Below are 26,005 nucleotides of genomic sequence, written 5' to 3' on the forward strand. Positions count from 1 at the left end.
CCTTCTCACGCTGTTCGCGTTGGTGGGCCTGCCGCTGGCCATCTTCGGCGTGCTGGCCGAGGACGTATGGGACGAGGGCGGGCTGGCGTGGGACGAACCGATCCTTCGCTGGGCACACGCCCATGGCACCCCGGGCCGCGACGCCGCGATGGATTTCGTCAGCGACATCGGGTACTCCTACGGGGTGATCCCCCTAGCGTTCGTGATTTTCATCGCGCTGCTGGTGGTGCGCCGCCGCGGCAACGCGCTGTTCTTTGCCGTGGCCATGGCCGGCACGGGCGCGCTGAACCAGGGCGCCAAGCTGTTCTTCCGCCGCGACCGGCCGGATCTGTGGCTTTCTCCCTCACCTGCGCCGGAGCACACGTACAGCTTTCCCAGTGGGCACGCGATGGGGAGCATGGCGCTCGTCGCCGCGCTGGCGGTGCTGGCGTGGCCCACGCGGTGGCGCCGGTGGCCCATCATCGTGGGCGGTGCGTTCACCTTGCTGGTGGGCTTCTCGCGCGTGTACCTGGGCGTGCACTATCCGTCGGACGTGGCGGCCGGATGGTGCGCGTCGCTGGGATGGGTGCTGGGGCTCAGCCAGATCGCGTACGGCCGGGCGGGCAAGCCGTCGCCCCGCGCCACCCCCGCCGCCGCCGGCCCAGACCCGGTGGAGGAACCCGCGCCGGCGGGCCCCGCCGGGGGCGACTGAAGTCGCGGCTGGAACAGCACAAAGTCCGCATGCGCGGACTGCACGCGTAGTCGAGCGTGCGAGGCATGCGGGCGAATGAATTCGCTGCAACAACCACACGATGTCCACCTGCGTGGACTGGCCTGCCGGGTTGTGGGTTGCAGCATGCGGCGCGCCCGGTGCTCCGTGCAGTTCTCCCCTCTCCGCATGCGCAGCATGCGGAGAGGGGCCGGGGGAGGGGCCATCCGAGGCATGCGAGGAGCCTTATCGAACCTCGTCGTCCAGCTCGCGCGTCATTTCGATCATCGTCGGGCGGAAGCCGGCGCGCGCGAACAGGCGCTGGGCGGCTTCGTTCTGCACGGCCGTAAAGAGCACGGCTTGGCGAACGCCCCGCGCCCGGAGCGCCGCCATCGTGGCATCCACCAGCATGCGGCCGATGCCGTGCGCGCGATGGGCGGGGTCGACCGCGAGGTCGTGCAGCACGCCGGCCGGCCCGCGCAGCGCCAGGAAGTCGGTGCCCTCGATCGCCGCGTACGTGTAGCCGACCACGTCGCCATCCCGCTCCGCCACCAGGACGACGGCGTCCGGCTGGTCCAGTAGCGCCCCGAGGAAATCAGCGTACGCGGCTTCGATGTCCGGCGGGGGCGGGATGAATCGCCCTGCGTCGAACGCGTGGTGCACGTGGACTAGCAGCGCGCCGAGCCGGCCCAGGGCAGGGACGTCCGCGGGCGTCGCAGGGCGGACGAGGGTGGCGGTGTCGGATCGCTGCATGGGATGGACAGTCATCAGGCTACCACGGCTCCACGCAGTAGCGCAGCCAGAGGACGTCGTCTGCGCGCCGCTCCACGGAGTCGAGCGCCAGCCGGTACCGTGGTGCATCGTCGTCGGTGAAGTCGAAAACTGCGGGCGTTCCCATCCGTCCATCCACCACGGGCGCGAGCAGGACGCTCACCTCGTCCACCAGCCCCGCGCGCAGCATCCCGCCGTTGATCTTGCCGCCGCCCTCCAGCATCAGCGTCCGCACGCCGAAGCGCGAGGCGACCTTCTCCAGCGCGTGCGACAGGTCCACCTCGCGCGCGCCCGCCAGGATGTACGAGACGCCGCGCTCGCGCAGGAACGCCAGGTACTCGTCGGACACGCGCTGCGAGAGGATCGCTACCACGTGGTCACCGTCGATGTCGTTGGTGTCCCACGCCAGGCGCTCGCTGGAATCCACCGCGAAGGCGAACGACTCGTGCTCGCCCGGCGCGCGGAAGTCCTCGCGCGGCGCGCCGTCGTGCTCGCGCGCGACCTGGGCGCCGGAGCGCGTGCCCTGGGCGAAGTGCGCCTCCATGGTCACGCGGCCGCAGAGCCACGCATCCGGCTCGTAGCTTTCGTGCACCACTTCGTACTGCCGCCGCCCCTCGTGGGATTGCGGCCAGCCGTCGGTGAGAATTCGCCCATCCACCGAGGCCATCATGTGGCAGATCACGCGCGGACGCGATGCCGCCGTCATCGGCCCACCTGCGCCTGCCCAGCCGCGTCCGCCGCGCGGAACCAGTCGACGATCGCGGGCATGTTCGCCTCGAATCCGCCGGGGATGAACACGTTCAGCGCCCCTGCGCGGCTGGCGGTGCGGTTCTCGAAATCGTGCGTCACGCCGGCGGGAATGCGCAGAAAGGTGCCCGCGGCGGCGTCCACGTGCTGGTCGCCGACGAGAAACGTCATGGTTCCCTCGATCACGTAGAACAGCTCTTCGTTGCCTTCGTGCGAGTGGGCGCCGGGCCCGGGCCGCCCCGCGTCTACCCACCAGATGGATACGGAGTACCGGTTGTCCGTTTCGTCGCCATCGGCCAGGAAGACGCTGTGCATGGGGCCGCAGGGATAGTGGCGGCCATCCCCCGGCGGCACCACGATGACGCCTGCGGGCAGCGCGTGGGTGATCATCGACATCTCGACGTCTTCAGCTGCAAGGTTTGGAGCGCAGGCCCGGGGTTTACCAGATCCGCACCCGCTCCTCCGGCGCAAGGTACAGGGTTTCTCCGGGCCGGACCGAGAACGCATGGTACCAGGGATCCAGGTTCCGTACCGTGAGGGCGCGGAAAGGGCCCGGGGAGTGGCCATCGGTAAGGATGATCTGGCGGAGGAGGGGCTCGCGATACTTCGTGCGCCAGGTCTGCGCGAAGCTCAGGAAGAACTGCTGGTCGCCCGTGAGCCCGCCCACCACCGGCGCCTCGCGGCCGCCCAAGGAGGCCCGCCACGCGTCGTACGCCGCGGCCAGCCCGGCCAGGTCGGCGATGTTCTCGGCCAGGGTAAGGGTGCCGTTGATCGCCACGTCCGGCAGCGGGCGATAGGCATCGTACTGCCGGGCGAGACGGGCGGTCGCGGCGCTGAAGTGGGCCGAATCTTCCGGCGTCCACCAGTTGCGAAGCCGCCCCTGGCTGTCGAAGGCCGCGCCGATGACGTCGAAGCTGTGGCTGACCTCGTGGCCGATGATGGCGCCGATGGCGGCGTAGTTCATGGCGTCGGGGCGAGCCGGGTCGAAGAACGGCGGCTGCAGGATGGCCGCGGGAAAGTTGAGCGCGTTCATGGCGGGCATGTTGAACGCGTTCACCTGCTGCGGCGTGGGGGTCCACTCGTCGCGGTCCACGGGGCTGCGCAGCTTCTCCAGCGCCTGGCGGTACGCAAAGCGCTCCAGCCGCTCCGCGTTCCCGTAGGCATCGTCGGCGCGCAGGTCCAGCCCCTGGTAGCTCGGCCAGCGATCCGGGTATCCCACGCTGACACGGATGGTCCGGAGCTTCGCCTTCGCCTCGGCCCGGGTGGCCGGCGCCATCCAATCGAGCGAGTCGATGCGCCGGTCGAACGCCAGGATGATCGCCGCCACCATCTCTCGCGCGCGCTCCCTGGCATCGGCGGAGAAGTAGCGCTGGACGTACTCCCGTCCCACCGCAAAGCCGAGGGCGGCGCTGGTGGCCTGCACCGCCCGCCGCTCGCGGCCGGAGCGCTCTGGGGTGCCACCCAGCGTCTTTCCGAAGAACTCGAACGCCTCACGGTCCACGGCGGCCGGGAGCACGGCGGCCCGGTGCTCCACCGCGTGGTAGGCCAGGAGCGCCTTCCACGACTCCAGCGGCTCGCTCGCCACCAACGCCGAGATCCGCCGGATCGCGCCGGGGTGCCACGCCACGATGGAGTCCAGGCCAGCCAGCTGCGCCGCAGAGAGAAAGGTGTTCCAGTCCAGCCCGGGCGCCAGGGCGCCGAGGTCGCCGACTGCCCAGTGGTTGTTCCCCTTTACCACGTCCCAGGTGTCCTCGCGCGAGGCGTGAAAACGGGCGATGCGCGTTTCCAGCGCGACCACCGAGTCCGCCTTCGCCGCCGCGCCCGGGACCCCGGCGAGCGTCAGCATGCGCGCGACGTGGGCCCGGTAGGCGCTTCGGATGTCCGCCATCCTGGGCGACGGGTCCAGGTAGTAGCTCCGGTCGGGCATGGCGAGCCCGCCCTGCAGGAGCGCGGCGGAGTTCCGGGTGGGCTGGTTGAAGTCCTGGTCCACCCAGAGCCCGAAGACGTTGTCGGTGAAGAGGTCGCCTTCGTTGATGACGTCCACGTCCGCGCGGAGTGTTTCGCCCATGAAGCGGGCGAGGGCCCCGCGGTCATTGATGGCCTCGATGCGCGCCAGGAGCGGCTGCAGCGGCGCCATTCCCCGGGCCGCGATGGCCGCGGTGTCCACGAAGGCGGCGTAGAAGTCGCCGATCCGGCGCAGGTCGGAGCCCGCCGGCGCCTCCGCCGCCGCGGCCGCCCGGACCAGCGCGGTAAGCTGCTCGTCCGCGCGCCGGCCCGCGATGGCGAACGCGCTGACGCCGCCCCGGTCGGCGGGGATGGTCGTCTGCCGCTCCCACGTTCCATTGGCGTAGCGGTAAAAGTCGTCGCCCGGCCGGACGGAGCGGTCCATCCCCGCGGCATCGAGGCCCGGGATGACCTCCTGCGCCCGCAGCGGGGCCGCCGCGGCGATCCCCAGGGCGAAGGCGATGGCGACGCCCGTGGGCAGCGCGTTGGTGATCATCGACATCTCGAAGTCCTCCAGCTCGAATGGTATGGATCGCGACGGGCGATTGCATTTCCTTTTCGCTGCGGCAAAGGATCTCTTTTGCCGCTGCAAATCGGTAGAAATGCCGCGGCGCATCCCTCGTTCCTCCCTGCAGGGCAGTAGTTTCAGCCCGCAGGGGGACACGAAAAAAGCGCAATAATTAGGTTATCGGGGCAGGCGGAGTTATCCTTTGCGATGCAGTTCATCCTTCATAATTCCGCAAGGAGCTTCAATCATGTCCAAAGTGATGGTTCATCACGCCGGTCCGCTGCCCATCGATGTGCAAACCACCTGGCCCGGCAACGAGTCCCTGCTGATCGCGGTGTCGGGCTCCGCCTACGCGAAGAGCCCCAACACCATGCTGACGGTACAGGTGCAGTTCGGCGGCACCACGTTGGCGACGATGCAGATCTGGGCCAACGCGGCCAGCACGCACATGGCTTTTCCCACGACGTTCTTCACCGTCCCCGGTACCATCGGTCCGGTGCACATTGGCCTGGTCGCCGGCGACGGCACGCTCACCGACGTGAACGACATGTTCACGGTCGCCGTAATCTACTGATCTCCAACCGGATGACGGTCGTCGGCGGAGTTGGACGTTTCCCGCCGCCGCGATCCTCGTCTCCCGCCGCGGCGCTCAGCGGTCGACCATCTTCTGCGAGTTCTCGGAGTAACGCGCGCCCTGCACGGTGATGTGCGCGGCGGCGCTCTCGATCTCCTGCAGGTCGTCGGGCGTCAGCTCCACCGAGGCGCCTCGCAGGTTCTCTTCCAGCCGATGCAGCTTGGTGGTGCCGGGAATCGGCACGATCCACGGCTTTTGCGCCAGCAGCCAGGCCAGCGCCACCTGCGCGGGCGTGGCCTGCTTCTCCCCCGCGAGCCTCGCCAGCAGGTCTACCACCGCCTGGTTCGCCTTGCGGTTCTCGGGAGAGAAGCGCGGGACGGTGTTGCGGAAATCGTTGCTGTCGAACGTGGTGCTCTCGTCGATCTTTCCCGTGAGGAAGCCCCGTCCCAGCGGGCTGAAGGGAACGAAGCCGATCCCCAGCTCCTCCAGCACGGGCAGGATCTCTTCCTCCGGCTCGCGCCACCACAGCGAATACTCGCTCTGCAGCGCGGTCACGGGCTGAACGGCGTGCGCGCGGCGGATGGTGCGCCCGCCCGCCTCCGACAGGCCGAAGTGCCGCACCTTCCCCTCCGCGATCAGCTCCCTGACCGTCCCCGCGACCTCTTCGATGGGCACCTGCGGGTCCACCCGGTGCTGGTAGAGCAGGTCGATGGTTTCCACGCGCAGCCGCCGGAGCGAATCGTCGGTCGTGCGGCGGATGCTCGCGGGCTGGCTGTCGAGCGCGCCCGTCGGCTTGCCATCGGCGTCGAAATCGAAGCCGAACTTGGTGGCGATCACCACCTGCTCGCGGAAGGGCGCCAGGGCCTCGCCCACGACGTCCTCGTTGGTGAACGGGCCGTAGACCTGCGCCGTGTCGAAGAACGTTACGCCACGCTCCACCGCCGCACGGATCAGCGTGATCGCCTGCTGCCTCTCCACTGCCGGCCCGAGCGCGAAGCTCAGCCCCATGCAGCCGAGGCCGAGGGCGGAAACTTCCAGGCCGCTGCGCCCCAGCGTGCGCGTCTGCAGCGCCGTACTTTCTCCACTCATCGTCGGGCTCTCGTTCTCTGTATCAAACGCCTGCTGACGCCGCTTACTGCAGCGGCACGAACGCAAGGCCGTTGTTGGGATTCATCGGAATCACGAGCTGGTTCGCGCCCGCGTCGTAGCACATGGATGCGGCGCTCGGAATGTTGCGGGCGATGAGCTCGGCGGGCGTGCCCGGGCGGATGCGCGAGACGCCGCCCAGCGTGACGCTGCTCAGGTACTTGGTCCCGTCGGGCATGATGACGAGGCCGTCGCTCCCCGCCTGCGCCGCATTCTCCGTCTTCACCAGCCGACCGGCCGGCGAGAACGTCAGCACCTCGGGGTTGCCCATGTTGGCGACGACGACGTTGCCCTGCGGATCGATCGCGACGCCGTTGGGCTGGCGGAGCGGCGCCCCCTGCACGAACACCGATGCCGTCCCATCCAACGCGATCTTCCACACCCGCCACGACGCCGGGTCCGGGTTGTCGCCGAAGTCGCCGGTCTGCGTGGCGTAGACCACGCCATCGTCCGCCACCTCGATGTCGTTGAGCCAGGGCGCGCCCTCCACCCGCATTTTCGCCGGCCGGCACGCCGGTGCGCAGATCGAAGCGGCGGATGACAGCCACGCTTGGCTCGTCCGCGCGGGTGCCGCCGTCGCGGTCGGCCACGTACAGCATGCCGCGCGCGATATCGCTGCCGTACGGCTCGTTCAGCACCAGCGCCGGCGTCAGCCTCGGGCGCTCCGCCTGGCCCTGCACCCCGATCCAGCGGGCGGTGTGCACCGATCCATCGTGGTTGATGAACGACACCCAGGCGTCGTTGGCCCGCACGTTCTGCGGAACGCCGCGGTTCGGCACCACTATCACCCCGCGCTCCGCGTCGTACGAGCAGCTTTCCGCGGAGAAGATGGCGCCGAACACCTTCACGCTGGACGAGATCGCCTCGAACTCCCGCCCGGGCGTGACGGTGGCCGGAATGCCGAGCGGATTGCCCACCGAGTAGGGCCGCACGCTATCCGCCTGCTGCGCGGCCACCGGGGCAGCGAAAAGGCTGATGACGAAGCCGGCTGCCCGGCTAAGGGAAACTGCTCGCAGCATGTTCGATCTCGCGGATGTCGTCGTTGCGGTTCCGCCGCACAGCGTAGGGCAGACCCTCCCGCGGCGCAATGTCGGACAGCTCTATACCTTTCGTGAGCGCGTACGCTCCCGAGGACGAACGCAGCGTGCGGCTCACCGGGATGCGGGAGCGGCGGAGCGAGGTGCAGGCGGTGATCGTGGCGGTGGGGGAGATGGCGGGCCGGCGCGGGGCACGCTGCACTGAACGCGTGTCAACGCCGTGGAACAACTCGGCGTTGCGCTCGCGTCGTAGCGCTTACGGTAGCTGATGAGCACACGCGGCGCGCGCCACAGCAGGCGCAGCCAAGCGAGTAGCCTACCTCCACAGCCAGCCCCACAGCAGCACGCGAAGTCGCCAGTTCCGGCTGCGCTGGGCGTAAACACGACGTTCACGCATGCTGGTGGACCGAGGTGGGGCAGCGATCAACGCGCGGCACCACGCGTGTGGGCCTAAGCGGTGACGCGGGCATCGCGTTCGATTGCGCGAACGCGGTGCGCATTCGGTGACCTCGCCTTTCTACCGGCGCCACCCGGTAGCGGACTGCGGCCGGGCCACCATGCGTGAATGGACGCGCATCCTGAGCAGCCGGTGAACGCTCCTTCGCGCGACACCGCCATATCGTTAACTACCCCGAGGAGGGCTCCGGTCACTGAAGTTCGGGCGAGTTGCTGCAGTTCCGCGATTCTATCGCCGCCGTCCTGACCGATGGCGAGCGCTTGGCGGCGGAGCGGGCCCCGCGAAGACATCCTGCCGATGCGGGCGCCGCTTGCCGGATTCGCGGCGTGGGGCTCGTTTGGGCACGCGGGTGCGCGCGACACCATCGGGATGGCTACGATGAGATAACATCTGGAGCGTAGCCCCTGCGCGACTTCGCAGGCAGGGCGTGATTGGGGAGGCGGGAGTTGGGCGAGCTGCCCGCTTGCTCGGGTGGTGCGCGCCAAAGGCTTGGGTCGACCGCGCAATGGGTGCAGCCGTACCTTTTCTTTCGTTATGTACTGATGATGAACCTGTCGCCTATGATGGCTGCACTGGACTTTCACACACCTGTCCCCGAAGTACGGCGAGAGCGATGCGTTTCTCCACGATGTCTCGCCGTCTGCAACGATCCCCGCGCTTGCGTGCGTAACTGGCTCGACGCAGTTTACCTTCCTCTCCTCGCTAGTTCCATGAACTTAGTCTCAAGCAATGCCACAAAAAAACTCACCGCTATCGATAACCGAGCGCGAATTACGTTCGGTGATTCAGCAGGCTAAGCGTACGGGCCAGCACACGCTGGAGCTGTCCAGCCGCGGTATTCAGTCTCTGCCGAGGGAGATCGGGGACTTGGATCAGTTGCGGGTGCTGAAGCTTGGCGCCAACCGCCTCAACGGTATCCCGGATTCAATCGGTGGTCTCAGCGGCCTACTGGAGCTAGATCTAAGCGGCAATCGCCTCAGGTCGGTCCCGAGTTCAATTGCAGATCTTGTCGAGTTGAAGCGACTCGATTTGAGGAGCAACCAGTTGTCATCGCTCCCGGAGAGCATCTGCAAATTGCGCGGACTCGAGAAATTGCAGATCAACGTAAATAGGCTCAAGCGTTTGCCGGCGGGATTCAGCAGCCTTTCGAATCTTCGGGAGTTGTTTCTCAACAGTAACGAGTTTGACGGAATACCTAATCAGGTATGGGAACTAACGAATCTCGAGTCACTTTCATTAAGCGGGCCGTTCAACGAGCTACCGGCAGAGATTGCACGGCTACTCGCCTTGCAAGGTCTGTACATATTCGATGCTCCCCTCCGGGCATTGCCGGACGAGATAGCCATGCTGACGAGGCTGACTAGCTTATCCCTCAGTGGAACACGATTCAAGACACTCCCCTTAAGTGTGTGTGAGTTGACAGCGCTGGAGACGCTGAGCATCAACTCAGTCCGTTCCGAGTCGGCACAGGGACAACTAACGCGACTTCCGGACGAAATCGAGAACCTTACCGAGCTGCGCGTGCTGGACTTAGCTGGGAACTCCCTGCAGCAGCTTCCAGAGAGCATCGGAAAACTTTTGCGGCTGCAGGTGCTCACTCTGTCTGACAACGATCTCACCGCCATTCCGGCAACGCTCGGCAACCTCTCAGAACTCCGGCAGCTCTCGCTGGATAGCAATCGGCTCACACATGTGCCGAGTTCACTCGCGAAGTTAGGGCGGCTGCAGCAACTCTGGCTCGAAAGCAATCCCCTTAATTCCGCGCTTCAGAGCGCGTATGCGGCTGGACTAAACGAGTTGCGGGCGTACCTGGCAAGCCTTGAGGATGCCCAACCACTGTACGAGGCCAAGCTCGTGTTGGTTGGCGAAGGCGGCGTGGGAAAGACCACCCTGCGCAAGGCGCTCTCCGGCGAGGTGCCCGTCAGGGGCGAGCCAACGACCCACGGGGTAGAGGTTGAAGTCGAAGCGCTCCATATTCCGCATCCCTCCCAGCCCGGCGTGTCCATTCAGTTTAATACTTGGGACTTCGGCGGGCAGGAAGTTTACCGCGTAACGCACCAGTTCTTCTTCAGCCACCGCGCGGCCTACCTAGTTGTTTGGGAACCCCGGATGGGCGCGCACCAGGGACAGGTGGAGGAGTGGCTCAACCTGATCCGGCTGAGGGTGGGTGAGAGCGCACGCGTCATCATTGTTTCGACGCACTGTCGTACTGGGGAGCGAATCGCCCGTATCGACAAGCCCATGCTGGAGCGCGAGTACGGGAGCATGATCGTGGGGTTCCACGAGGTGGACAGCTTGACGGATGATCCCGTTACGCGCGAGAAGGTGGGGATCGTGAGGTTGCGGGCGCTCATTGCCCAAGCGGCGCAGGACCTGGAGCAGATGGGAGTGCCGTTCAGTAGCCTGTGGAAGAACGCCAGGGATGAGTTGCTTGCTATTGGGCAGACCGAGCCGCACATCACCTTTGGCCGGCTCACTGACGTGTGCGGGACTATAGGGCTTACCCCTGTAGCTGCAAAGACGCTGGCTATATTGCTGAACGACTTGGGGTACATCGTCTATTACGCCGACGACGAGCACCTGCGTGAGGACGTGATCCTTCAGCCCGAATGGCTCACTAAGGCGATTGGCTTCGTGCTGGAGGACGGCATCACTCAGGACATGGAGGGTATTCTCCCGGATAGTCGCTTGCCGGACGTGTGGCTCAACCATCCTTTCACGCACGAACCAAGGTACGATCCGCGTCATTATCCGTTCTTTCTGCGCCTTATGCAGAAATACGACGTCTCGTACCGGCTTGACAGCGGGACCGCGAGCCTCGTAGCCCAACACGTTCCCCAGATTCGACCTGAACTGCCATGGACGGCGGACCTGCTCCCGCGCCCGAGCGAGCGCCGTATCAGTTTGGTATGCGTGATGGACGAGAGCCCTCCCGGTTTAGTGCCTTGGATGATTGTTCGCACTCACGCGTATGCGATAGAGGCCACCACGCTAGACGGCCTCCACCACCGACTCCACTGGCATCGGGGCATGTTCCTGAGAAACGGCAGTCATGGCGAGGCGCTGCTGGAACTGCACGGCCGCGATTTCCACATGTTCGTGCAGGCGAGTTGGCCCGAGTACTTCATGAACGTGCTACGGCAGACGCTGCAGAAGCTCATAACGGACAACTGGCCAGGCCTAGAGGACAAGTACCATTTCGCCGTGCCCTGCCACGGCACACCCAGCGCCGGACGATGCACGGGCCTCTTCGGCCTCAATGCGCTCAGCCAGTTCCTGAATGAGGGGGACGAGCGGATTCGATGTCAAACCTGCCGGAGCAGTCAAGTTATTACAGAACTCCTTTTCGGATTCGAGGAGGAAGATTCGCGCGTGCAACTCAGGCGGATTGAGGAAAAGCTGGAGGTGGGGCTGTCGGATCTGGAGCGTGCTATTGAGGGATTGGGCAGCCGCCTGAACAACCACGTAATGGCCATCATGCGAGCGATGGCGAGTGAGGCACGGGAGGGGCCGCGGTTGTTCACGATTGAGCCGATTGGCGGCTGGAAACGCCTGTCTCCTGGGCGGCTGTTCACTTCCGCCTACCGGCTGGTATTATGGTGCGAGGCGGAAGGGTGCCAGCACCCCGCGTATCTGGACGAGAGTGTCGGCCCGGGAGCTGGCGTCTACGAGTTCAAAGCAACCCGTCAATGGCTGTCCACGGTCGCGCCTTACGCGAACTTTGTTGTGGGCGTGCTTAAGACCCTCGTACCGCTCGTCGCTCCGGCAGTCAATCTCTATTTCGGCTCCGCGACTGTGGACAGCGCCGGGCTCAAGGACCACGTTGACTTGGCTAAGGAAGGTACTGACAAGCTGCTGCGGCAGCTTCCTGTTCTCGACCGGGATGAGACGCCAGCGACCGTGCTCACCCACGATGAGCGTGCCGGCTTACTCGGGCTCCACGCGTTTCTGCGTGGACAGGACCCGCACCACACGCGACTGGGCCTCAAGCGCCACCCTACTTACACCGGCGACTATCTCTGGTTATGCCCGAGCCACTATGATGCGCTGCAGTCCCCGATCCCGGACCAGATTGCCGATGCCTCGGCGGCTCTCTCGTTGCCGCCGAACGCTCCTGATAGTACTGGGAGCACTCGGGCGAGCAGAAGGCCAAAAGGATGAGCGCGGAAGAAGAGACGAATCAATCCGTCCTACGCTCCTCGCGAGGGCGAGGGGCCGGGCACTCAGAACGACGGCGAGTCCTGCAAGACGTGCGGGGTAGTGCGTCGATGTGTGTATGCCAGCGGGCCGTTCGTACGGTACGGTCTCCGCCCAATCCAGGAGGTGCGCTGACGCAGTACGTTGTTTCATAGAGGCTTTAGTAGCGCATCCTGCGCAATACGACCGTCATCCGCGACGATCCGTTCACGTCGGTGCGCGCGCTGAACAGCAGCCCGGCCGGACATCCATATGGGCTGCAGCGGCGTGCACAACCTACTGGAACTCGGCTTGGTCCACGAACTGCACCTGCGCGTGCGTCCGCTCACGTTCAGGAGCGGGCAGCGCGTGCTGCACACTCGCGTGCACGCCCACCTTCGAGTGGATGTCTGTGACACCATTATCGCATGCGCGTGGTCGGTCCACCTACCAGCGCTTTCGCTTGGGTCGGCGGAGGCTCGCCGCTCGCTGCCGTCCTTAGAGCGGGGCGGATCAATCCCCTGTACCCACACACACCCATGCGCAAACTGCTTCCGTCTCTCCTCCTGCTCCCGCTCCTCGCGGCCTGCCAGCCGCAGACGTCACCATCTCCATCGCCGTCGCCCTCGTCCACGCCGGCGGCCGAACAGGGCGGTGCGCGCGAAACCACGCAGCAGGAGCAGGCGGCGGTGCTCGCGAGCATCCAGAGCTTCATGGATGCGCTGCGGGCCAAGGACGTGGCCGCGATGAACCAGCACGTGGACTCGCTCACGCGGCTGACGCTCATCCGGCCGACGCGGGACGGGGGAACGCGGGTGGTGGTGATGACCGGCGCCCAATTCATCACCGCGGTCACGCAGCCCAACCAGCCCGCGATCGACGAGCCCATCCGCAATCCAGTGGTGCACGTGAGCGGCAACCTGGCCACCGTCTGGGCCGAATACCAGGTGCGGCGCGACACCACCGTCACGCACTGCGGCTTCGACGCCTTTCACCTGGTGCGCAGCGGCGGGCGGTGGAAGCTCCTGAACATCAGCGACACCTACCAGGCCACGGGATGCGGCCTCGCCTGGCCGAACTGACGCCGTTCCCGGGCCGGGGCCGCTCAGATGATCCCACCGGGGTGCCCGGCCAACCCCCCCCGCTCCCCGCACCCTCGAGGTTTCCCATGCGCTACGTGATCCTGGGCTGCGCAGGCGTGCTCGCCGCCGCCGTCGCCTGTACTCGCGCTACACCACCGGTTCCCGCTCCGGCGGGCGGCGGGACGATTCTCGCGGCCGACCAGGGCGAGCTGTACTACCTGGGCCGGCGCCAATCTCCCACGCGGATCAAGGTCGATCCGAAGGTGGCCGGGTCCCGCCACCTCTTCATGCTCACGGAGGTGCTGCCCCCGGGCACGGGGGTGCCGGTGCATCGCCACACGCACGACGAGGAGATCCTCTTCATCCATGCGGGAACGGTCACGGTGACGCTGGGCGACCGGCAGACCGAGGCACGCGCCGGGGCCACGGTGTTCATTCCACCCAACACCTGGATCGGCGTTCAGAACACCGGGAGCGAGCCGGCCACGTTCCTCGCCATCTTCGCCGACCCATCCACGGGCGACTACTTCCGGGGGATCGGACGCGCGCCGGGCGACCCCAGGCCCCCGCCCACGGACGAGGAGTTCGCCGCGCTGAATCGCCGTCACCACATGGTGTACCGATGAGCGCCGCCGGCCGCTGACGAGTCAGACGCGCTCGGCCGGGGAGCGCGTTTTGCTCCGTGCCCCGTCGTTCACCAAACCCTGGATTTATCCGGTCCAGCCAGACAGAACACCATCACTACCGGACGGACGAGATGCTCAAGCGCAGAGGCAGTGCGGTATGGAACGGCACCGGGGCCGAGGGCTCCGGAACGATCAGCACGTTCAGCGGGGCGCTCAAGGACCAGCCGTATTCCACCTCCATGCGGTTCCAGAGCGAGGACGGCCGCGCGGGCACCAACCCCGAGGAGCTGATCGCGGCGGCGCACGCGGCATGCTACAACATGGCGCTCAGCTTTCAGCTCACCGGCGCTGGCTTTCCCCCCGAGGAGCTGAGCACGCAGGCGGTGCTGACCATGGAGAGCCAGGGCGTGCACTGGACGATCACCGCCGTGCGCCTGGAGCTCCGCGCCAAGGTTCCGGACATCTCCGCGGAACAGTTCCAGGAGCTCGCCCTGGCGGCCAAGGCCGGCTGCCCGGTGTCGAAGGTGCTGAACGCCGAGATCACCCTGGACGCCCAGCTCGCCTCCTGAGCCATCAGCCGGCGCCTCCGCGCAGCCCGTCCGCGGGCTGCGCGGACCGCCGGTCCGCCACCTGCCGCTTCGCGGAGCCGTGGCAATCAGCTCAGCTCGATTCCCATCCGCATCGTACGGCCAGGCTGGGGAAGCCCGCACTGGTCGTAGAGGGCCGCGTCGGTGGCGTTCTCCACGTCCAGCGACAGCCTGATCCGCAGCGGACGCCCTCGCCCGCGCATCCACTCGCGCTCCAGCCCCCCGTCCAGCCGCGTCCCCTCCCGGAGGCGAACCATCCGCTCCTCCTCCGCGTGCAGGCACCATTGCGCGCCCACGTACGATGCGTGGCTCCGGGCGCGCAGGCTCCACGGCAGGTCCAGCCGCGCGTCGAGGCCCGCCCGGGCAGAGGGCATGTTCTCCGGCCGCCGCTGCCCCCGCGGCGCGGTGGGATCCAGGATGCTCACCCGCTGCAGCATCAGGTCGGCGGACAGGGAGAGCGCGCGATGGCGGGACGTGGCGAGCAGTTCTACGCCCGCGCTCCGCATGCGGTCGCGGTTCTCGCGCCGGAACCGTCCGTCGCCCACGGCCGTGCGGACGATGGCATCCGACAGCTGGTGGCGGAACGCGACCGCCTGCACGTTCACCAGGCCAATCGCCGCCGTCGCGCCCACCTCGGCGCCCAGCAGCCGTTCCGGCCGCAGCCCGGGGTTCGGCGCGAACCGCCCGAGCGACCCCGAGTAGAGTTCGCGGAGCGACGGAATGCGCGCGCGGCTGCTTACCGATGCATGCAGGCGCATCGATGCACCCGGCTGGGCGCTCACGCCGGCCCGCATCCCGAGCGCCCGGAGGGAGCCCAGCGCCGGCTTGTCGCCGGATTCCGGCGTGTCGGCGGCGTCCAGCACCACCCCGCCCGTCACCTGCATCCGCCGGCCGGCCGCCAGCTCGCCCTCGCCGCCCAGGCTCCACAGGCGCTGGCGGTACCGCGCGAACGGGTCGTCGTCCACCCGCTCGCGGTGCCGGATGTCGGCGTGGGTGAACGCGTATCGCAGGGTGGCGTTGGGCCCCGCCGCGTGCTCCGCCGTCGTCCGCAGCGTGACGGTGCCGTCCCGCCACCGCTCGCGCGTCTCCACGGCATCGTACGCGAGGTCGGCGTACTGCTCCAGCTCGGTCGTGGCGGCATCCACCCCCACGCTGGCCTCCACCCGCGCCGGCCAGGTGGACGGAGCGCCCGCGGACAGCACCAGCAGCGAGCGCGCGGTCTCCGGGTAGCGCCACAGCCGCGGCTCCTGCAGGTGCAGCTCCGGGGGCACGCCGCGCGACCCGCGCAGCACGCTCAGCGAGGCGCCGGCCCAGGCGCCCGTGCCGCCCTCCGCCCGCGCGCCGACGAACGCCTGCGCCTGCTCGACGTCGCTGTTGGCGCGAAGCCCGCCGGTGGCGCCGGGATCGTCGACGTCTGCGGGCAATGGGTGCCCCAGCCGCCGCCGCACGCCCGCGGAGGACGAGAGTGAGAGCCTGCCCCCGCGCACCGCGGCCGACATGCCCGCCTGCCCCGAACCCGACACCGCGCCCGCGTGGTTCGCGCTCATCCGGAGCGTGGGCGCGGCCTGGCCCACGGGCGAGCGCACCTGCACCACGCCGCCGAGCGTGTTCGGGCCGTGCAGCAGCGACGCCAGGCCGCGCACCAGCACCAGCTGCCCGGCCGCGGGCACCAGCGAGGGGTCGGCCCGCCCATCCCAGGTCAGCGAGATCGGGATTCCATCCATCAGTACGGCAACCTGGCGAGACTCGGAGCCCCGCACCGACAGTTCCACCTCGCCACGAGAATTTTCGCGCACGCCCACGAACGGAATCCGGCGCAGCGCCTGCGCCAGCGTCGGCGCGGCCGGCAGCGCGAGCGAGTCCGCATCTGCCACGATGGCGCCGGCGCCCCCCACCACCACGGGGACGGCCGGTACGGAAACGATCACCGCCTTCAACCCCACGGCGGCGACGGTGTCGGGGCGCTCCTGGGCAGACACGGCGCCTCCGCTCATTCCGCCGAGCACCGCGGCCAGGCGAATCGGGCGCAGGAGGAGGCGCCGGCGGGTGCCCGGTGCGCTGGGGGGAACGGAGTGACGGCAGCGGTGCATGGAATCAGCGGAGTGAAACGAACAAGCCTGGGCGACGCGTACCTGTGGTCGCGCGAATCCCGCGCCAGCCGACTGCGCGACTCGCGGCCGTGAACATCCTGTTCCGCGTGCCCATTCGCGCAGCCTCTCGATCTCGTACCCGTCCGGGAGTCAGCCGGGGCCTCCGAGCAACCCGTCCCTGGGCGCCGAGCGCCACTCCGCTGCCCGGCGGTCCATCTCCCTGATGAAGCCGTCCTTGCCCTCCACGTACCCGTCCATGCTCCACGGGTACTCCTCCGCCAGCTTCCGCTTCAGCTCGCCGTACCGCTCCGCATCCGCGGGATGAGCGATCATGTAGTCGCGGAACGCCAGGTGGCGCTTCACCTCCCCGGAGCCGGCCCGGAACGCGTGCACCTGGTGGGTGCGGGTTCCATCCCGGTCGTCCTTGCGAAAGTAGCGGCGGCCCGGCATGCCAAACTCGCCCATCACCTGGTAGCCGATCGACTCCATCGCGGACCCTCGCGCGTCGATCGCCTCGATGTCATCCACCTCCACCAGCAGGTCGATCACGGGCTTGGCGTGGATGCCGGGGATCGCCGTGCTGCCGATGTGGTGGATGGCGAAGACGTTCGGCCCGAGCGCGGCGACGATGCGCTCCGCCTCCGACTCGAACGCATCTCTCCACCGGGGATCGTGCGGAACGACTTCTACTTTTTTCATGAATCCAGGGTTCTCGAGTGTTGCTCGTCGGGGCTAGCGGAGTGTAAGAACTTCGGGCGCGCTCCGTTCCAGAAGCCACACGATAGCAGGCCAGTCCACGCAGGTGGACTTCGTGTGGTCGTTGCCGCGAATTCATTCGCCCGGGGAGGCTCGGGCCATCCGCTCGGGCCTCTGGATGACAGATTGGGCGTACGATGCAGGAGGCGTGGGATCACGCGCCAGCTGTGTAGCTCGTTCGGCCCACCGGAGTGAAACAAAAGCGGGTCGCGCCCCGTTCTGGAAGCCACTCACATCCGGGCCCAATTCACCGCGACAAATGATTGCTGAAGTGCACGGTCCCTGTTATCCTACCGCACCGGGCGGACAGCGACAGGTGCCGCCCGGCCTCTGCGTCGTACGTGCCGCCCGCCATCCGCGTTTCCGACCTTTTTCCGCGTCTCCATCTGATGCATAGAGCATCCGCTTTCTGCCCGTCCGTGGCCGGGCTGGCCGTGGGGCTCGCCCTTGCGTGGCAGCCGAGTGCCGGGGCCGTGGCCTCCGGTGGGTCCACGCCGCCCGCGGGGGTGTCCATACCGGTCAAAGGGGTGGGCTTTGCCGCCGACGGGACCGTCGCGGGGAACGCCAAGGAGCGCGCGGTGCTGCTGCGGGCGGGCTCGCTGCGCTTCCTGGGCGTCGGCGAGCCCAGCGAAGTGCGGGCCGTCAGCCGCTCGGGAAACGTCGTGGGGACCATCGGCGAGATGGGGAGCGTGCGCGGCTTCGTCCGCATGCGCGACGGGGCCCTGCACGCGCTGCCCGCCGGGTTCACGCCCGTGGCCGTGAACGACGCCGGAGAGGTGGCGGGCCTGCATTACCCCGACGAGGGGCGCCGCCGCGCGGCGGTCTGGCGCGCGGGCGAAGCGCTGGTCCTGATCCCCGAACCGGACGAGATGCCCTTCGAGCCGGCCGGCATCAACGACCGGGGCGAGGTCGTCGCCTCGCACCCCGCGGCGGGCGTGTGGTCCCGGCGGGGCATGCGCCGTCTGCCCAAAACGCTGCGCGGGGGGGAGATCGACTGGCACAGCTCCGTCGGCATCAACAACCGGGGAGAAATCCTCGCCAACGGCTACGATTACCGGGACGGCGCCACCCCGTTCATCTGGTCGGGCGGCGCGGCCCGCACCCTGCCGAACCCGCGCCCCACCGGCAGCTACGGGACGGCCCACGCCGCGGCCATGAACGACCATGGAGAGGTGGTCGGCTGGTTCACCGTCCACGACGAGGACGGAGTGCCCGAGCGGTTCGCGGTCCTGTGGGGGCGGCGGGGCGTCCGGCTGCTCCAGGGGGTTCCCGGCACCCGCTCGTGCGTAGCCTCGGCCATCGACGGCGCGGGCACGGTGCTCGGTGTCTGCGAGTTCGGGGCGGGGTGGCGAATCGGCGAGCGCCCCGTCCCCACCGAGGTGCCCGTGGTGTGGGAGAACGGCGTGGCCCGGCTCCTGTGCGGCGGCGGGGCTCCCCCGCGGGGCCGGGAGCACCCGTGCGATCCGGCGACGTACGCGGCCGGGCCGCCGCCGGCGGTTTTCGTGGCCCGCATCCATCCGGCCCTTCCACGCTACCGGTTCGAGTTCGTGGTGGAGTACGGCGTACCGGTGGGGGTGAGCGCCGGTCCCCGGGACGGCAGCCGCGAGCCCCAGTATTTCGAACTCGAGGACGGCACGTCCACGGGCACGCCCATCCAGCTGCAGGACCTGAACTTCGACGGATACCAGGACCTGTCGGTGGTCACGATGGGCGGCGTTCACAACGAGAGCTTCAATTACTACCTCTTCAACCCGGCGACCGGAGCGTTCGACTTCTTTCGCGCGGACAACCAGCTCGTCCCCGTCCGGGCGCGCCGCGAGCTCACCCAGTACATCCACGTCAGCTGCTGCGCCGGGGAGCTGAGAACCTTCCGCTGGGTGGATGACAAGCTGGTGATGGTGCGCAACGAGGTGTGGGAGCCCTGGTCGCGGGACCAGAGCCGGACGCTGCGCGCGGTCAGCGAGTGGAGGAACAAGCGCATGGTGGAGGTGTCGCGGCGGGTAGAGCCCGCAAAGCCGGAACCCCGATGAACGACGGGCCGGAGTTTCGCTCCGTGATGGCGAAGGCGGATCGCGTGGTGCTCGGCGCCGTCTGGGGCTTCGCCGCGTACTTCGTGGTCTGCATGATCTTCCTGTTCACCCTGATCATCGCCCAGGGCGGCGGCGGCCCGTGCGATCCGGAGATGGGCGGGTGCCACGATTCCCCCGACGCGATCGTGGCGGTGCTGTCGGTGCTGGTGGCGCTCACGGCGGGGATCCCGGCCGGCATCTGCGCGGTGGTGCCGAGCTGGCGCGTGAGCGTGCGGCCCATGCTCGCCGCCGCGGGGGTGACGTTCGCCCTGTCGGCGGTGCTGGAGGCGAGCGGCGCGGGCGGCCCCGACGCGGGGGCCCTGGCCCTGTGCCTGATGGGGCCGCTGCAGATCGCCGCGGCGCTGGCCGCGTGGGGCATGCGCAGGTCGGCCGGCTCGGCGTAACGCATCCGGTTCTTCCCGTCCCCGACGACGCACACCTCCGCATCCCCAGCCCTGGTCATGCAAGATTTCCGCGTCCGCTCCCGCGCCGCGCGATGGCGCTGGATGGTGCTCCTGCTGGCGGCGTTCTACACCGCCTGCGGCGCCTGGCTCATGGGCGGCGACGGCCAGCGGCTGACGGTGGTGAGCCCCGACGGAACCTTGCGCCTGGACTTCCGTCCGCCGAGCCGGTTCTGGCTCCTGGTGCACGGCCCGATGCAGGCGCCGGCATACGTGGTACTCCATGAGAACACCGCCCCGTTCAGGAAGCTCGCGGAGAGCGCCGTGGTGGACCTGCACCGGGACCACGAGATTTCCTGGGGAGTCGGCATCCGCGGCCCGGGCGGCGAGTCGCCGGAGTGGGGTGACATCCGGGTCGGTTCCAAGGTGGTGTTCAGGGACGTCCTCGGCGGGGACCCCCCTGCTATCGACATCCCCCGCACGACGCTGGATCCCCTCGACTCGATGCGGAGACCCCTGGTGCGCGGAATCCCGCTCGTGCTCCTGGCCGGGGCGTGTTTCCTGGCGCTGGACCTGTTCCTGGTGGGCTACACCCTGTTCACCGGCCGGGTGCGGGACAGGGTGGGCGCGGCGGTGCAGCATTCGGCGTGGGTGTTCGCGGGCGCCGCATGGGTCCTCGCGACGACGGTCTGCATGGTCTGGGGGCTGTGGAGGCCGTTCGTGGCCGGCATGCTGCTCCTGGGGGTCGGCGTGATCCCGGCCACGCTCTTGGCGATGCTGCCGTACGTGGACCGGGCCCTTCTCCTGGTGATCGCGGCGGCTGCCGCGGCGGCCATGGCATGGTACGCGGGCCGGCGGCTGCGCGGGCGGGCCGCCCCGCTGCAGGCGTCTTCGTACGATGGACGCCCTCACCCGCCCGTGGCCCTGCCTGCCGAAGGAGCGGAATGAGCCCGAAGGCCAAGCGCCTGGCGCTCGCGGCCGTGGGCGTGGCGGGGCTGGGGCTGCTGTACCTGTGGAGATGGGGAACGCCTTCCGGTGACGCGGAGTGGAGCCCCAACCGGCGGTACTACGTGCAGCGCTACAGCAACCTGAACTCCCGGATGTTCGAAATGCGGCCGCCGGGCGACGGCTCCAACTCCGACGGCTACGTGCGCCTGTACGACCGCCGCGGACGGCTGCTCCGCGAGCTGTACTACCGCGACAACCTGTACGTGCAGCCCCTGTGGTTCGGAGCCACACTGTGGCTGAACGAAGATTCGGTGGCGCTCCCCACGACCTCGGAGTAGACATTGTTGCGAAGAATGCGGGTTGCGCGGGCGTTGCTGATGGCCGCCGCGCTGTTCGCGCCCGGCGCCGCCCGGGCGCAGGCGAGCCCCCTGCAGACGGCGGAGGCGTTCCTGGACGCGCTGCGCGCGGGGCGGTGGGAGGCCGCCGCGGCGCTCCTGGACCCACGCGACGCCGCGCAGTACCAGGAGAGCGAGCTGTCTTTCGCCGCGGCGGAGGCCGACCGCAGGCGAACGGGCGAGCTCCGCGCCGACACCACCCCCGTGTGGACGATGGCCTCGGCCCGGCTGCCGGTGTACGATACCGCCGCCGTAGAGCTGCTTCCCGGCTACCGCACCATCGGCGAGCACGCCGCGCTCCCGCCCGCGCGGTTCGTGGCGCTCGCCCTGCAGGCCTGGTCGGACAACCCGTACGTGGAACTGCTCACCGGCCCCGCCAACCGCATCCTGGGCGAGGTGATGGAGGACGACTCCACCGCGCACGTCCTCATGCGCCGCGAACCCGGGGCGGGGGACGTGGGCGATCCGGACGGGCTCGACGAGATGGACGTCTTGAGCCTGCGGCGCGTGGATGGCCACTGGCACGTCGTCTCCACCTGGAACCTGCTTCGGCCCGTCCGCGCGCTCCACGTTCGCCAGGTTCCCACGGATGACGTCGATTCCGCGCAGTGACCGCGGCGGCGTCCTGCCACGGCTCGCGCGGAGGCTGCTGCTCGCTGCCGCCGCGCTCCTGACGCCCGCCGCCGCCGCGGCGCAGGCGACCCCCGCGCAAACCGTGCAGGCACTGTTCGACGCGATGGCCGCGCGGCAGTGGGATTCCGCGGCGGCGCTGCTCACACCGGAGTCCGCGGCGAGGTATCAGCGCCACCTGCTCGGCCTGGACCCTCCGCCCGCCGGGGACGACGAGTCCGGCAGCCGCGAACTCCGGCTGCCCGATCCCGAGAGCGTAACCCGGGACGACTCGATCGCCCTTGGCCTGATCCCCGGCCTTGGGCCGGCCGCCGAGTTGGCCGCTCTCCCGCCCGAACGATTCGTGGCGCTCGCCCTTGGGGCCTGGGGAGGCACGCTGGACTTCGAGATCGCCACCGCGCCGGGCGTCCGCAAGGTGATCGGCCAGGTGGTGGAGAATGATTCCGTGGCGCACGTTCTCTACCGGGTGGACCGGGGACCGTACCCGGACGGCTTCCCTGGAGCGGTTCGCGTCGTTCGCCTGGACCGGGTGGACGGCCGCTGGCTCGCTCGCGTGAACCGTGAGCTGTTCCCTTCGATCGATTTCCAGGTGCTGTACGCCGCGTGGATGGAGGAGCTCGGGTGACGCCGGAGATTGCAGCAACCGTCCTGAGACGATCGCCACCAGCGCACGACTCCATGAATCCGCACCGATCGCCCGTCCGCCTGAACCGCTGGCTCACCGCCGCCGCCGCCGCGAGCTGCGTCGCCGCGTGCCGCACAGCCGCTCCGGACAGACAGGCGGCCGCGCCCGAACCCGGAGACACGGCCGTGGTGCAGGTGAGCGCCGCACACGCCGGCGGAGACACGGCGGTGGTGCCGGTGAGCGCCGTGGATGCCGGAGACATGGCCGTGGTCCAGGTGAGCGCCGCCGCCGCCCCCGGAGACACGGCGATGGTGGAGGGGAGCGACACCGACCCCATCATGATCGTCTCGGACCAGGACTGGTGGCAGCCCTTTCGGCTCGACAGCTACCTGAAGCACCTGGACAACGCCGACAGCAAGCTGCTCGACCGGCGGTGGGGCCCCGATGGGCGGCTCTACCTCCTGGTCCGCTCGATCGAGGCGTCGCGGTGGGACCGCAAGATCGGCTTCTGCGGCTCGGGCCAGGAGATGCACCTCGCCTGGCTCGCCGCCGATTCCGCGATGCGGGTGGTGAAGGAAGCCAGGGTCCTCGTGGCTTCGTGCCTCATGGGCCTGGAGCTGGAACGCGAGTCGCTGAAGGGGACGGAGGCCCCGTGGTACGTTCGGTTCCGCGTCGCGGGTGACAGCCTGGGGACGGTGGAATACGATCCGCGGCATCCCGAGAGCGGGCTTCGCATGACCACTGTGCTCGACACGCTGCGCATGTAGTCCCGGGCGAGTGGTCCGGCGGAGCGTGCTTCGCCCAGTCCACCCGCCCGTCCGGCGCGCCGACTCCTGTTCCCGCGGGAACCGACGCGCACTATCTTCTACTTACCCGTCGTCCGCCCCCACTTCCCGCCTCTCCTCTCCCCATGCGCCGCGTATCTGCCCTCCTCGCCGCGCTCGCCGGCTTTGCCGGCGTGTTCGTGCTCCGCGCCGAGTCCGCGGACCAGACCGGCCCCGTGCTGGGCGTGCTGCGCACGGCGCCGGACTCCGCCGCGCAGCCCTTCGACGTGGTCACCGTCACCTTCGACCGGCCCGTGGCGGGCGGGCTGGAGGAGATGGTCAGCGCCGAATCGCTCTTCCGCATCGAGCCCGCCGTTGCAGGAAAGGTGGAGTGGCGCGACCCGGTGACGCTGCGCTTTACCCCGGCCGCACAGCTGCGCCCCGGCGCCACGTACACGGTCACCATCGACAACGGCTTCGCCGCGATGGACGGTGCGCGCCTGCCGCGGCCGCACCGCTTTTCGTTCACGGTGCAGACCGCGCGGATCCTCACGGGCTACCCCGTGGGCCCCCACGCGAAGCCGCTGTACCTGGAGCCGGAGCCCCGCTTCTTCGTGATGGTGAGCAGCGGAGTGGAGCCGGCTGCGCTGGCCGCCGCCGGCCGGCTGGAGCTGGGCAAGGCGTGCGAAGGGGCCGGGACGGTGGCGCTGCGCGGCGTCGGCACGCGGCCCATCGGCAGCGGCGACCCCGAGTGGCTGCGGTTCTTCGGCAGCACGGGCAGCACGGCGGGCGACGAAATGCGGCGCGTGGTGGAACTCGCGCCCGCCCGCCCGCTTCCGCCGGGGTGCGAGGGGGAGCTGGTGCTTCCCGTGGGAATGGGCGACGCCCAGGAGGTGCGCTGGCCGTTCGCCACCCACGGCCCCCTGCGCGTGGTGGAGGGCGGCTGCCCCGAGTACAACTGCCACTACGGACCCGCGGTCATCGAGTTCTCCACCCCCGTGCGCGGCGCGGACGTGCTTCGCTACGTGCGCCTGGACCGCGACCGGCCCTTCGTGGTGAGCGACACCACCGCCGAACAGGCCAGCTGGGTGCTGGAGGGACGGCTGCAGCCCCGCCGCAACTACACGATCACCGTAGACCCGGCGCTCACCGACATCTTCGGACAGCGGCTGGGCACACCGGCGCGCATCGCCTTCACCACCCCCGCGGTGCCCCCCTCCGTGGTGCATCCGCACGGCAAGCTGGTCATCGAGCGCGAGGGCTTCCGCACGCTCGCCGTGCAGCACGTGAACGTCGACACGCTGGAGGTCACCGTCGTCCCGGTTCCCGACTCGCTGGAGGGACGCCTGCTGAGCCGCGGCTGGGGCGGATGGAACGAGGTGTGGACGCGGCTGCGGCCCCGCGCCGCCCGCCGCCGCATTCCCGTGCGCAGCGAGCGCGACCGCAGCTCCGTCACCGGGGTGGCGCTGGCCGCCCCCGACGCGCGGCGCGGCCCCGGCGGCACGCTGATGCTGGTGGAGGTGACCGGCGCGGGGGTGGATACCGCGGGCGGCGGGCACCCGCTGGCGCTGGTGCAGGTGACGGACCTGGCGGTGCACGCCCGCGTGGGCGTGGACCAGGCCGTCGTGTGGGTGACCGGGGTGGGCGACGGCAGGGCGCGGGGCGGGGTGGAGGTGGCCTTTCACGACGGCTCAGGCGCCGTGCGGGCCACGGGCCGCACCGACGAGCGGGGGGTGGCCACGCTCACCGGCTTCCGTCCCCTCCCGCCGCCGCGCGACACCGCCTGCACGGGCGGCGAGGAGTGCAGCTGGGTGCCGCCCATCGAGGGCTACGTCGCCGCGCGGCTGGGGGCGGACCGCGCCCTGGTGGGGATCAGCGAGTACGATCCGGACCTTTCGCCCTACCGCTTTGGCCTATACGGCGCCTGGGGAGAGGAGCGCGCCCCCGCGGCCGGCGCCGTCTTCACGGAGCGCGGCATCTACCGCCCGGGCGAGCCCGTGTACGCCAAGGCCATCATCCGCCACGGTCCGCTGGGCTCGCTGGCGCCCCCCGCGCCGGGCGACTCCATCCGCTGGCGCTTTACGGACCGCCAGGGCGAGCCGCTGCGCGAGCGGACCGTTCCCCTCAGCCGCTTCGGCACGGCGGACCACACCTTCCGGCTGCCCGCCGACGCCGCCCTGGGCGACTACGGCGTGCAGATCCTGCTGCACCGCGAGGGCGAGTGGCGGCAGGTGGGCTTCGCCAGCTACCAGGTGGCGGAGTACCGGCCGCCGGAGTTCCTGGTAGAGGTGGCCACGACCCCCGAGCCGCGCTTCGCCGGGCAGCGCCTGCGGGCCACCGTGGGCGGTCGGTACCTGTTCGGCGCGCCCATGGGCCGGGCGCCGGTTCGCTGGTCTGCCCGGCAGGTGCCCGCGTCGCCGTGGGAGCTGGAGATTCCCGGCACGGAGGGATGGTACCTGGGCGACGCAAGCGAGTGGTGGGAAGAGGATTCGGAAGGCGTCGTGGTGCTGGCCGGCGGCGTCGACACGCTGGATGCGCGCGGCTACCGCGAGCTCGACGTGGCGCTTCCCCCGCAGCCGGACGGCCGCCCCGTGCGCGTGACCGTCGTCGCCGAGGTGGCCGACGCCAACCGGCAGGTGGTGGCGGGCGTCGCCTCCGTCCTCGTGCATCCCGCGGAGTTCTACGTGGGCGCCCGCCCCGAGGGCGCGGGCTACTTCTGGTCGGCCGGCACCCCCGTTCGCGTGGGCGTCACGGCCATCCGACCCGACGGGCGCACCGTGGCCGGCGTTTCCGTCGAAGGCGCGGTCGTGCGCCGCGAGTGGCACCGCGTGCGCCGCAGCCGCGGCGGAATGTACGACGAGGTGGGCGAGTGGGTGACCGACACGGTGGCCACCTGCGTGGTGAGAACTCCGGGCACCTGCGCC

At 69.2% G+C, this 26,005-nt stretch carries 23 protein-coding genes; 15 read left to right on the forward strand and 8 right to left on the reverse strand.

What is annotated here, in order from left to right; genetic code table 11:
* A partial coding sequence (locus VIB55_RS22605; RefSeq protein ID WP_331878939.1) for a phosphatase PAP2 family protein occupies nucleotides 1-691 on the forward strand: 691 nt, incomplete at its 5' end.
* Between the two features lie 243 nt (nucleotides 692-934).
* Here the strand turns inward: VIB55_RS22605 and VIB55_RS22610 are convergent.
* From VIB55_RS22610 to VIB55_RS22625, 4 genes are read right to left on the reverse strand one after another with little or no spacing between them, the layout of a single operon-like run.
* Complete coding sequence (locus VIB55_RS22610) at nucleotides 935-1,441, reverse strand: GNAT family N-acetyltransferase (protein ID WP_331878940.1); 507 nt, start codon at nucleotides 1,439-1,441, stop codon at nucleotides 935-937.
* A 19-nt stretch (nucleotides 1,442-1,460) separates the two neighbouring features.
* Complete coding sequence (locus VIB55_RS22615; RefSeq protein ID WP_331878941.1) at nucleotides 1,461-2,165, reverse strand: RibD family protein; 705 nt, start codon at nucleotides 2,163-2,165, stop codon at nucleotides 1,461-1,463.
* Complete coding sequence (locus VIB55_RS22620) at nucleotides 2,162-2,596, reverse strand: cupin domain-containing protein (RefSeq protein ID WP_331878942.1); 435 nt, start codon at nucleotides 2,594-2,596, stop codon at nucleotides 2,162-2,164. The genes VIB55_RS22615 and VIB55_RS22620 overlap by 4 nt, the downstream gene beginning before the upstream one ends.
* A 49-nt stretch (nucleotides 2,597-2,645) precedes the next feature.
* Complete coding sequence (locus VIB55_RS22625) at nucleotides 2,646-4,712, reverse strand: M13 family metallopeptidase (RefSeq protein WP_331878943.1); 2,067 nt, start codon at nucleotides 4,710-4,712, stop codon at nucleotides 2,646-2,648.
* A gap of 253 nt (nucleotides 4,713-4,965) precedes the next feature.
* Between VIB55_RS22625 and VIB55_RS22630 the strand changes: the two genes are divergently transcribed.
* Nucleotides 4,966-5,292 (forward strand): hypothetical protein, encoded by a 327-nt coding sequence (locus tag VIB55_RS22630; RefSeq protein ID WP_331878944.1) that lies wholly within the window; start codon nucleotides 4,966-4,968, stop codon nucleotides 5,290-5,292.
* A 75-nt stretch (nucleotides 5,293-5,367) separates the two neighbouring features.
* On the opposite strand, the gene VIB55_RS22635 is transcribed toward VIB55_RS22630, so the two are convergent.
* Together VIB55_RS22635 and VIB55_RS22640 are read right to left on the reverse strand one after the other, a co-directional pair.
* Entirely contained in the window at nucleotides 5,368-6,360 is a 993-nt protein-coding gene (locus tag VIB55_RS22635) for an aldo/keto reductase (protein ID WP_349263068.1), read from the reverse strand.
* A 64-nt stretch (nucleotides 6,361-6,424) separates the two neighbouring features.
* Nucleotides 6,425-6,934 (reverse strand): hypothetical protein, encoded by a 510-nt coding sequence (locus tag VIB55_RS22640; RefSeq protein ID WP_331878946.1) that lies wholly within the window; start codon nucleotides 6,932-6,934, stop codon nucleotides 6,425-6,427.
* Between the two features lie 41 nt (nucleotides 6,935-6,975).
* Between VIB55_RS22640 and VIB55_RS22645 the strand changes: the two genes are divergently transcribed.
* The 5 genes from VIB55_RS22645 (at nucleotide 6,976) to VIB55_RS22665 (ending at nucleotide 14,385) form a co-directional block, all read left to right on the forward strand.
* Nucleotides 6,976-7,362 carry a hypothetical protein gene (locus VIB55_RS22645; RefSeq protein WP_331878947.1) on the forward strand — a complete coding sequence of 129 codons (387 nt, stop codon included), beginning with the start codon at nucleotides 6,976-6,978 and terminating at the stop codon, nucleotides 7,360-7,362.
* 1,299 nt (nucleotides 7,363-8,661) lie between these two features.
* On the forward strand, nucleotides 8,662-12,093 hold the full coding sequence (locus VIB55_RS22650) for a leucine-rich repeat domain-containing protein (protein ID WP_331878948.1): 3,432 nt from the start codon (nucleotides 8,662-8,664) through the stop codon (nucleotides 12,091-12,093).
* Nucleotides 12,094-12,647: 554 nt separating this feature from the next.
* Entirely contained in the window at nucleotides 12,648-13,190 is a 543-nt protein-coding gene (locus tag VIB55_RS22655; RefSeq protein ID WP_331878949.1) for a nuclear transport factor 2 family protein, read from the forward strand.
* A gap of 86 nt (nucleotides 13,191-13,276) precedes the next feature.
* Complete coding sequence (locus VIB55_RS22660; RefSeq protein ID WP_331878950.1) at nucleotides 13,277-13,816, forward strand: cupin domain-containing protein; 540 nt, start codon at nucleotides 13,277-13,279, stop codon at nucleotides 13,814-13,816.
* A 131-nt stretch (nucleotides 13,817-13,947) separates the two neighbouring features.
* Complete coding sequence (locus tag VIB55_RS22665) at nucleotides 13,948-14,385, forward strand: OsmC family protein (protein ID WP_331878951.1); 438 nt, start codon at nucleotides 13,948-13,950, stop codon at nucleotides 14,383-14,385.
* Nucleotides 14,386-14,471: 86 nt separating this feature from the next.
* On the opposite strand, the gene VIB55_RS22670 is transcribed toward VIB55_RS22665, so the two are convergent.
* Together VIB55_RS22670 and VIB55_RS22675 are read right to left on the reverse strand one after the other, a co-directional pair.
* Nucleotides 14,472-16,493: a TonB-dependent receptor plug domain-containing protein gene (locus VIB55_RS22670; RefSeq protein ID WP_331878952.1), complete on the reverse strand. Its 2,022-nt coding sequence runs from the start codon at nucleotides 16,491-16,493 to the stop codon at nucleotides 14,472-14,474.
* A gap of 150 nt (nucleotides 16,494-16,643) precedes the next feature.
* On the reverse strand, nucleotides 16,644-17,192 hold the full coding sequence (locus VIB55_RS22675; RefSeq protein ID WP_331878953.1) for a GrpB family protein: 549 nt from the start codon (nucleotides 17,190-17,192) through the stop codon (nucleotides 16,644-16,646).
* A gap of 446 nt (nucleotides 17,193-17,638) precedes the next feature.
* On the opposite strand from VIB55_RS22675, the gene VIB55_RS22680 reads away from it, so the two are divergent.
* The 8 genes from VIB55_RS22680 to VIB55_RS22715 form a co-directional block, all read left to right on the forward strand.
* Entirely contained in the window at nucleotides 17,639-19,279 is a 1,641-nt protein-coding gene (locus VIB55_RS22680) for an XAC2610-related protein (protein ID WP_331878954.1), read from the forward strand.
* Complete coding sequence (locus VIB55_RS22685) at nucleotides 19,276-19,722, forward strand: hypothetical protein (RefSeq protein ID WP_331878955.1); 447 nt, start codon at nucleotides 19,276-19,278, stop codon at nucleotides 19,720-19,722. Before VIB55_RS22680 ends, VIB55_RS22685 begins: the two co-directional genes overlap by 4 nt.
* A 57-nt stretch (nucleotides 19,723-19,779) precedes the next feature.
* Nucleotides 19,780-20,667 carry a hypothetical protein gene (locus VIB55_RS22690; RefSeq protein ID WP_331878956.1) on the forward strand — a complete coding sequence of 296 codons (888 nt, stop codon included), beginning with the start codon at nucleotides 19,780-19,782 and terminating at the stop codon, nucleotides 20,665-20,667.
* Complete coding sequence (locus tag VIB55_RS22695) at nucleotides 20,664-21,005, forward strand: hypothetical protein (RefSeq protein ID WP_331878957.1); 342 nt, start codon at nucleotides 20,664-20,666, stop codon at nucleotides 21,003-21,005. The genes VIB55_RS22690 and VIB55_RS22695 overlap by 4 nt, the downstream gene beginning before the upstream one ends.
* Before the next feature lie 6 nt (nucleotides 21,006-21,011).
* Complete coding sequence (locus VIB55_RS22700; protein WP_331878958.1) at nucleotides 21,012-21,674, forward strand: hypothetical protein; 663 nt, start codon at nucleotides 21,012-21,014, stop codon at nucleotides 21,672-21,674.
* Nucleotides 21,652-22,317, forward strand: coding sequence for a hypothetical protein (locus VIB55_RS22705; protein ID WP_331878959.1), 666 nt, complete (start codon nucleotides 21,652-21,654; stop codon nucleotides 22,315-22,317). The genes VIB55_RS22700 and VIB55_RS22705 overlap by 23 nt, the downstream gene beginning before the upstream one ends.
* Before the next feature lie 53 nt (nucleotides 22,318-22,370).
* Nucleotides 22,371-23,084 (forward strand): hypothetical protein, encoded by a 714-nt coding sequence (locus tag VIB55_RS22710; RefSeq protein ID WP_331878960.1) that lies wholly within the window; start codon nucleotides 22,371-22,373, stop codon nucleotides 23,082-23,084.
* Between the two features lie 143 nt (nucleotides 23,085-23,227).
* Nucleotides 23,228-26,005: Ig-like domain-containing alpha-2-macroglobulin family protein (locus VIB55_RS22715; RefSeq protein ID WP_331878961.1), on the forward strand; the 2,778-nt coding region annotated here is incomplete at its 3' end.

Origin of the sequence: Longimicrobium sp., assembly GCF_036554565.1 — a bacterium.
GTDB lineage: Bacteria > Gemmatimonadota > Gemmatimonadetes > Longimicrobiales > Longimicrobiaceae > Longimicrobium.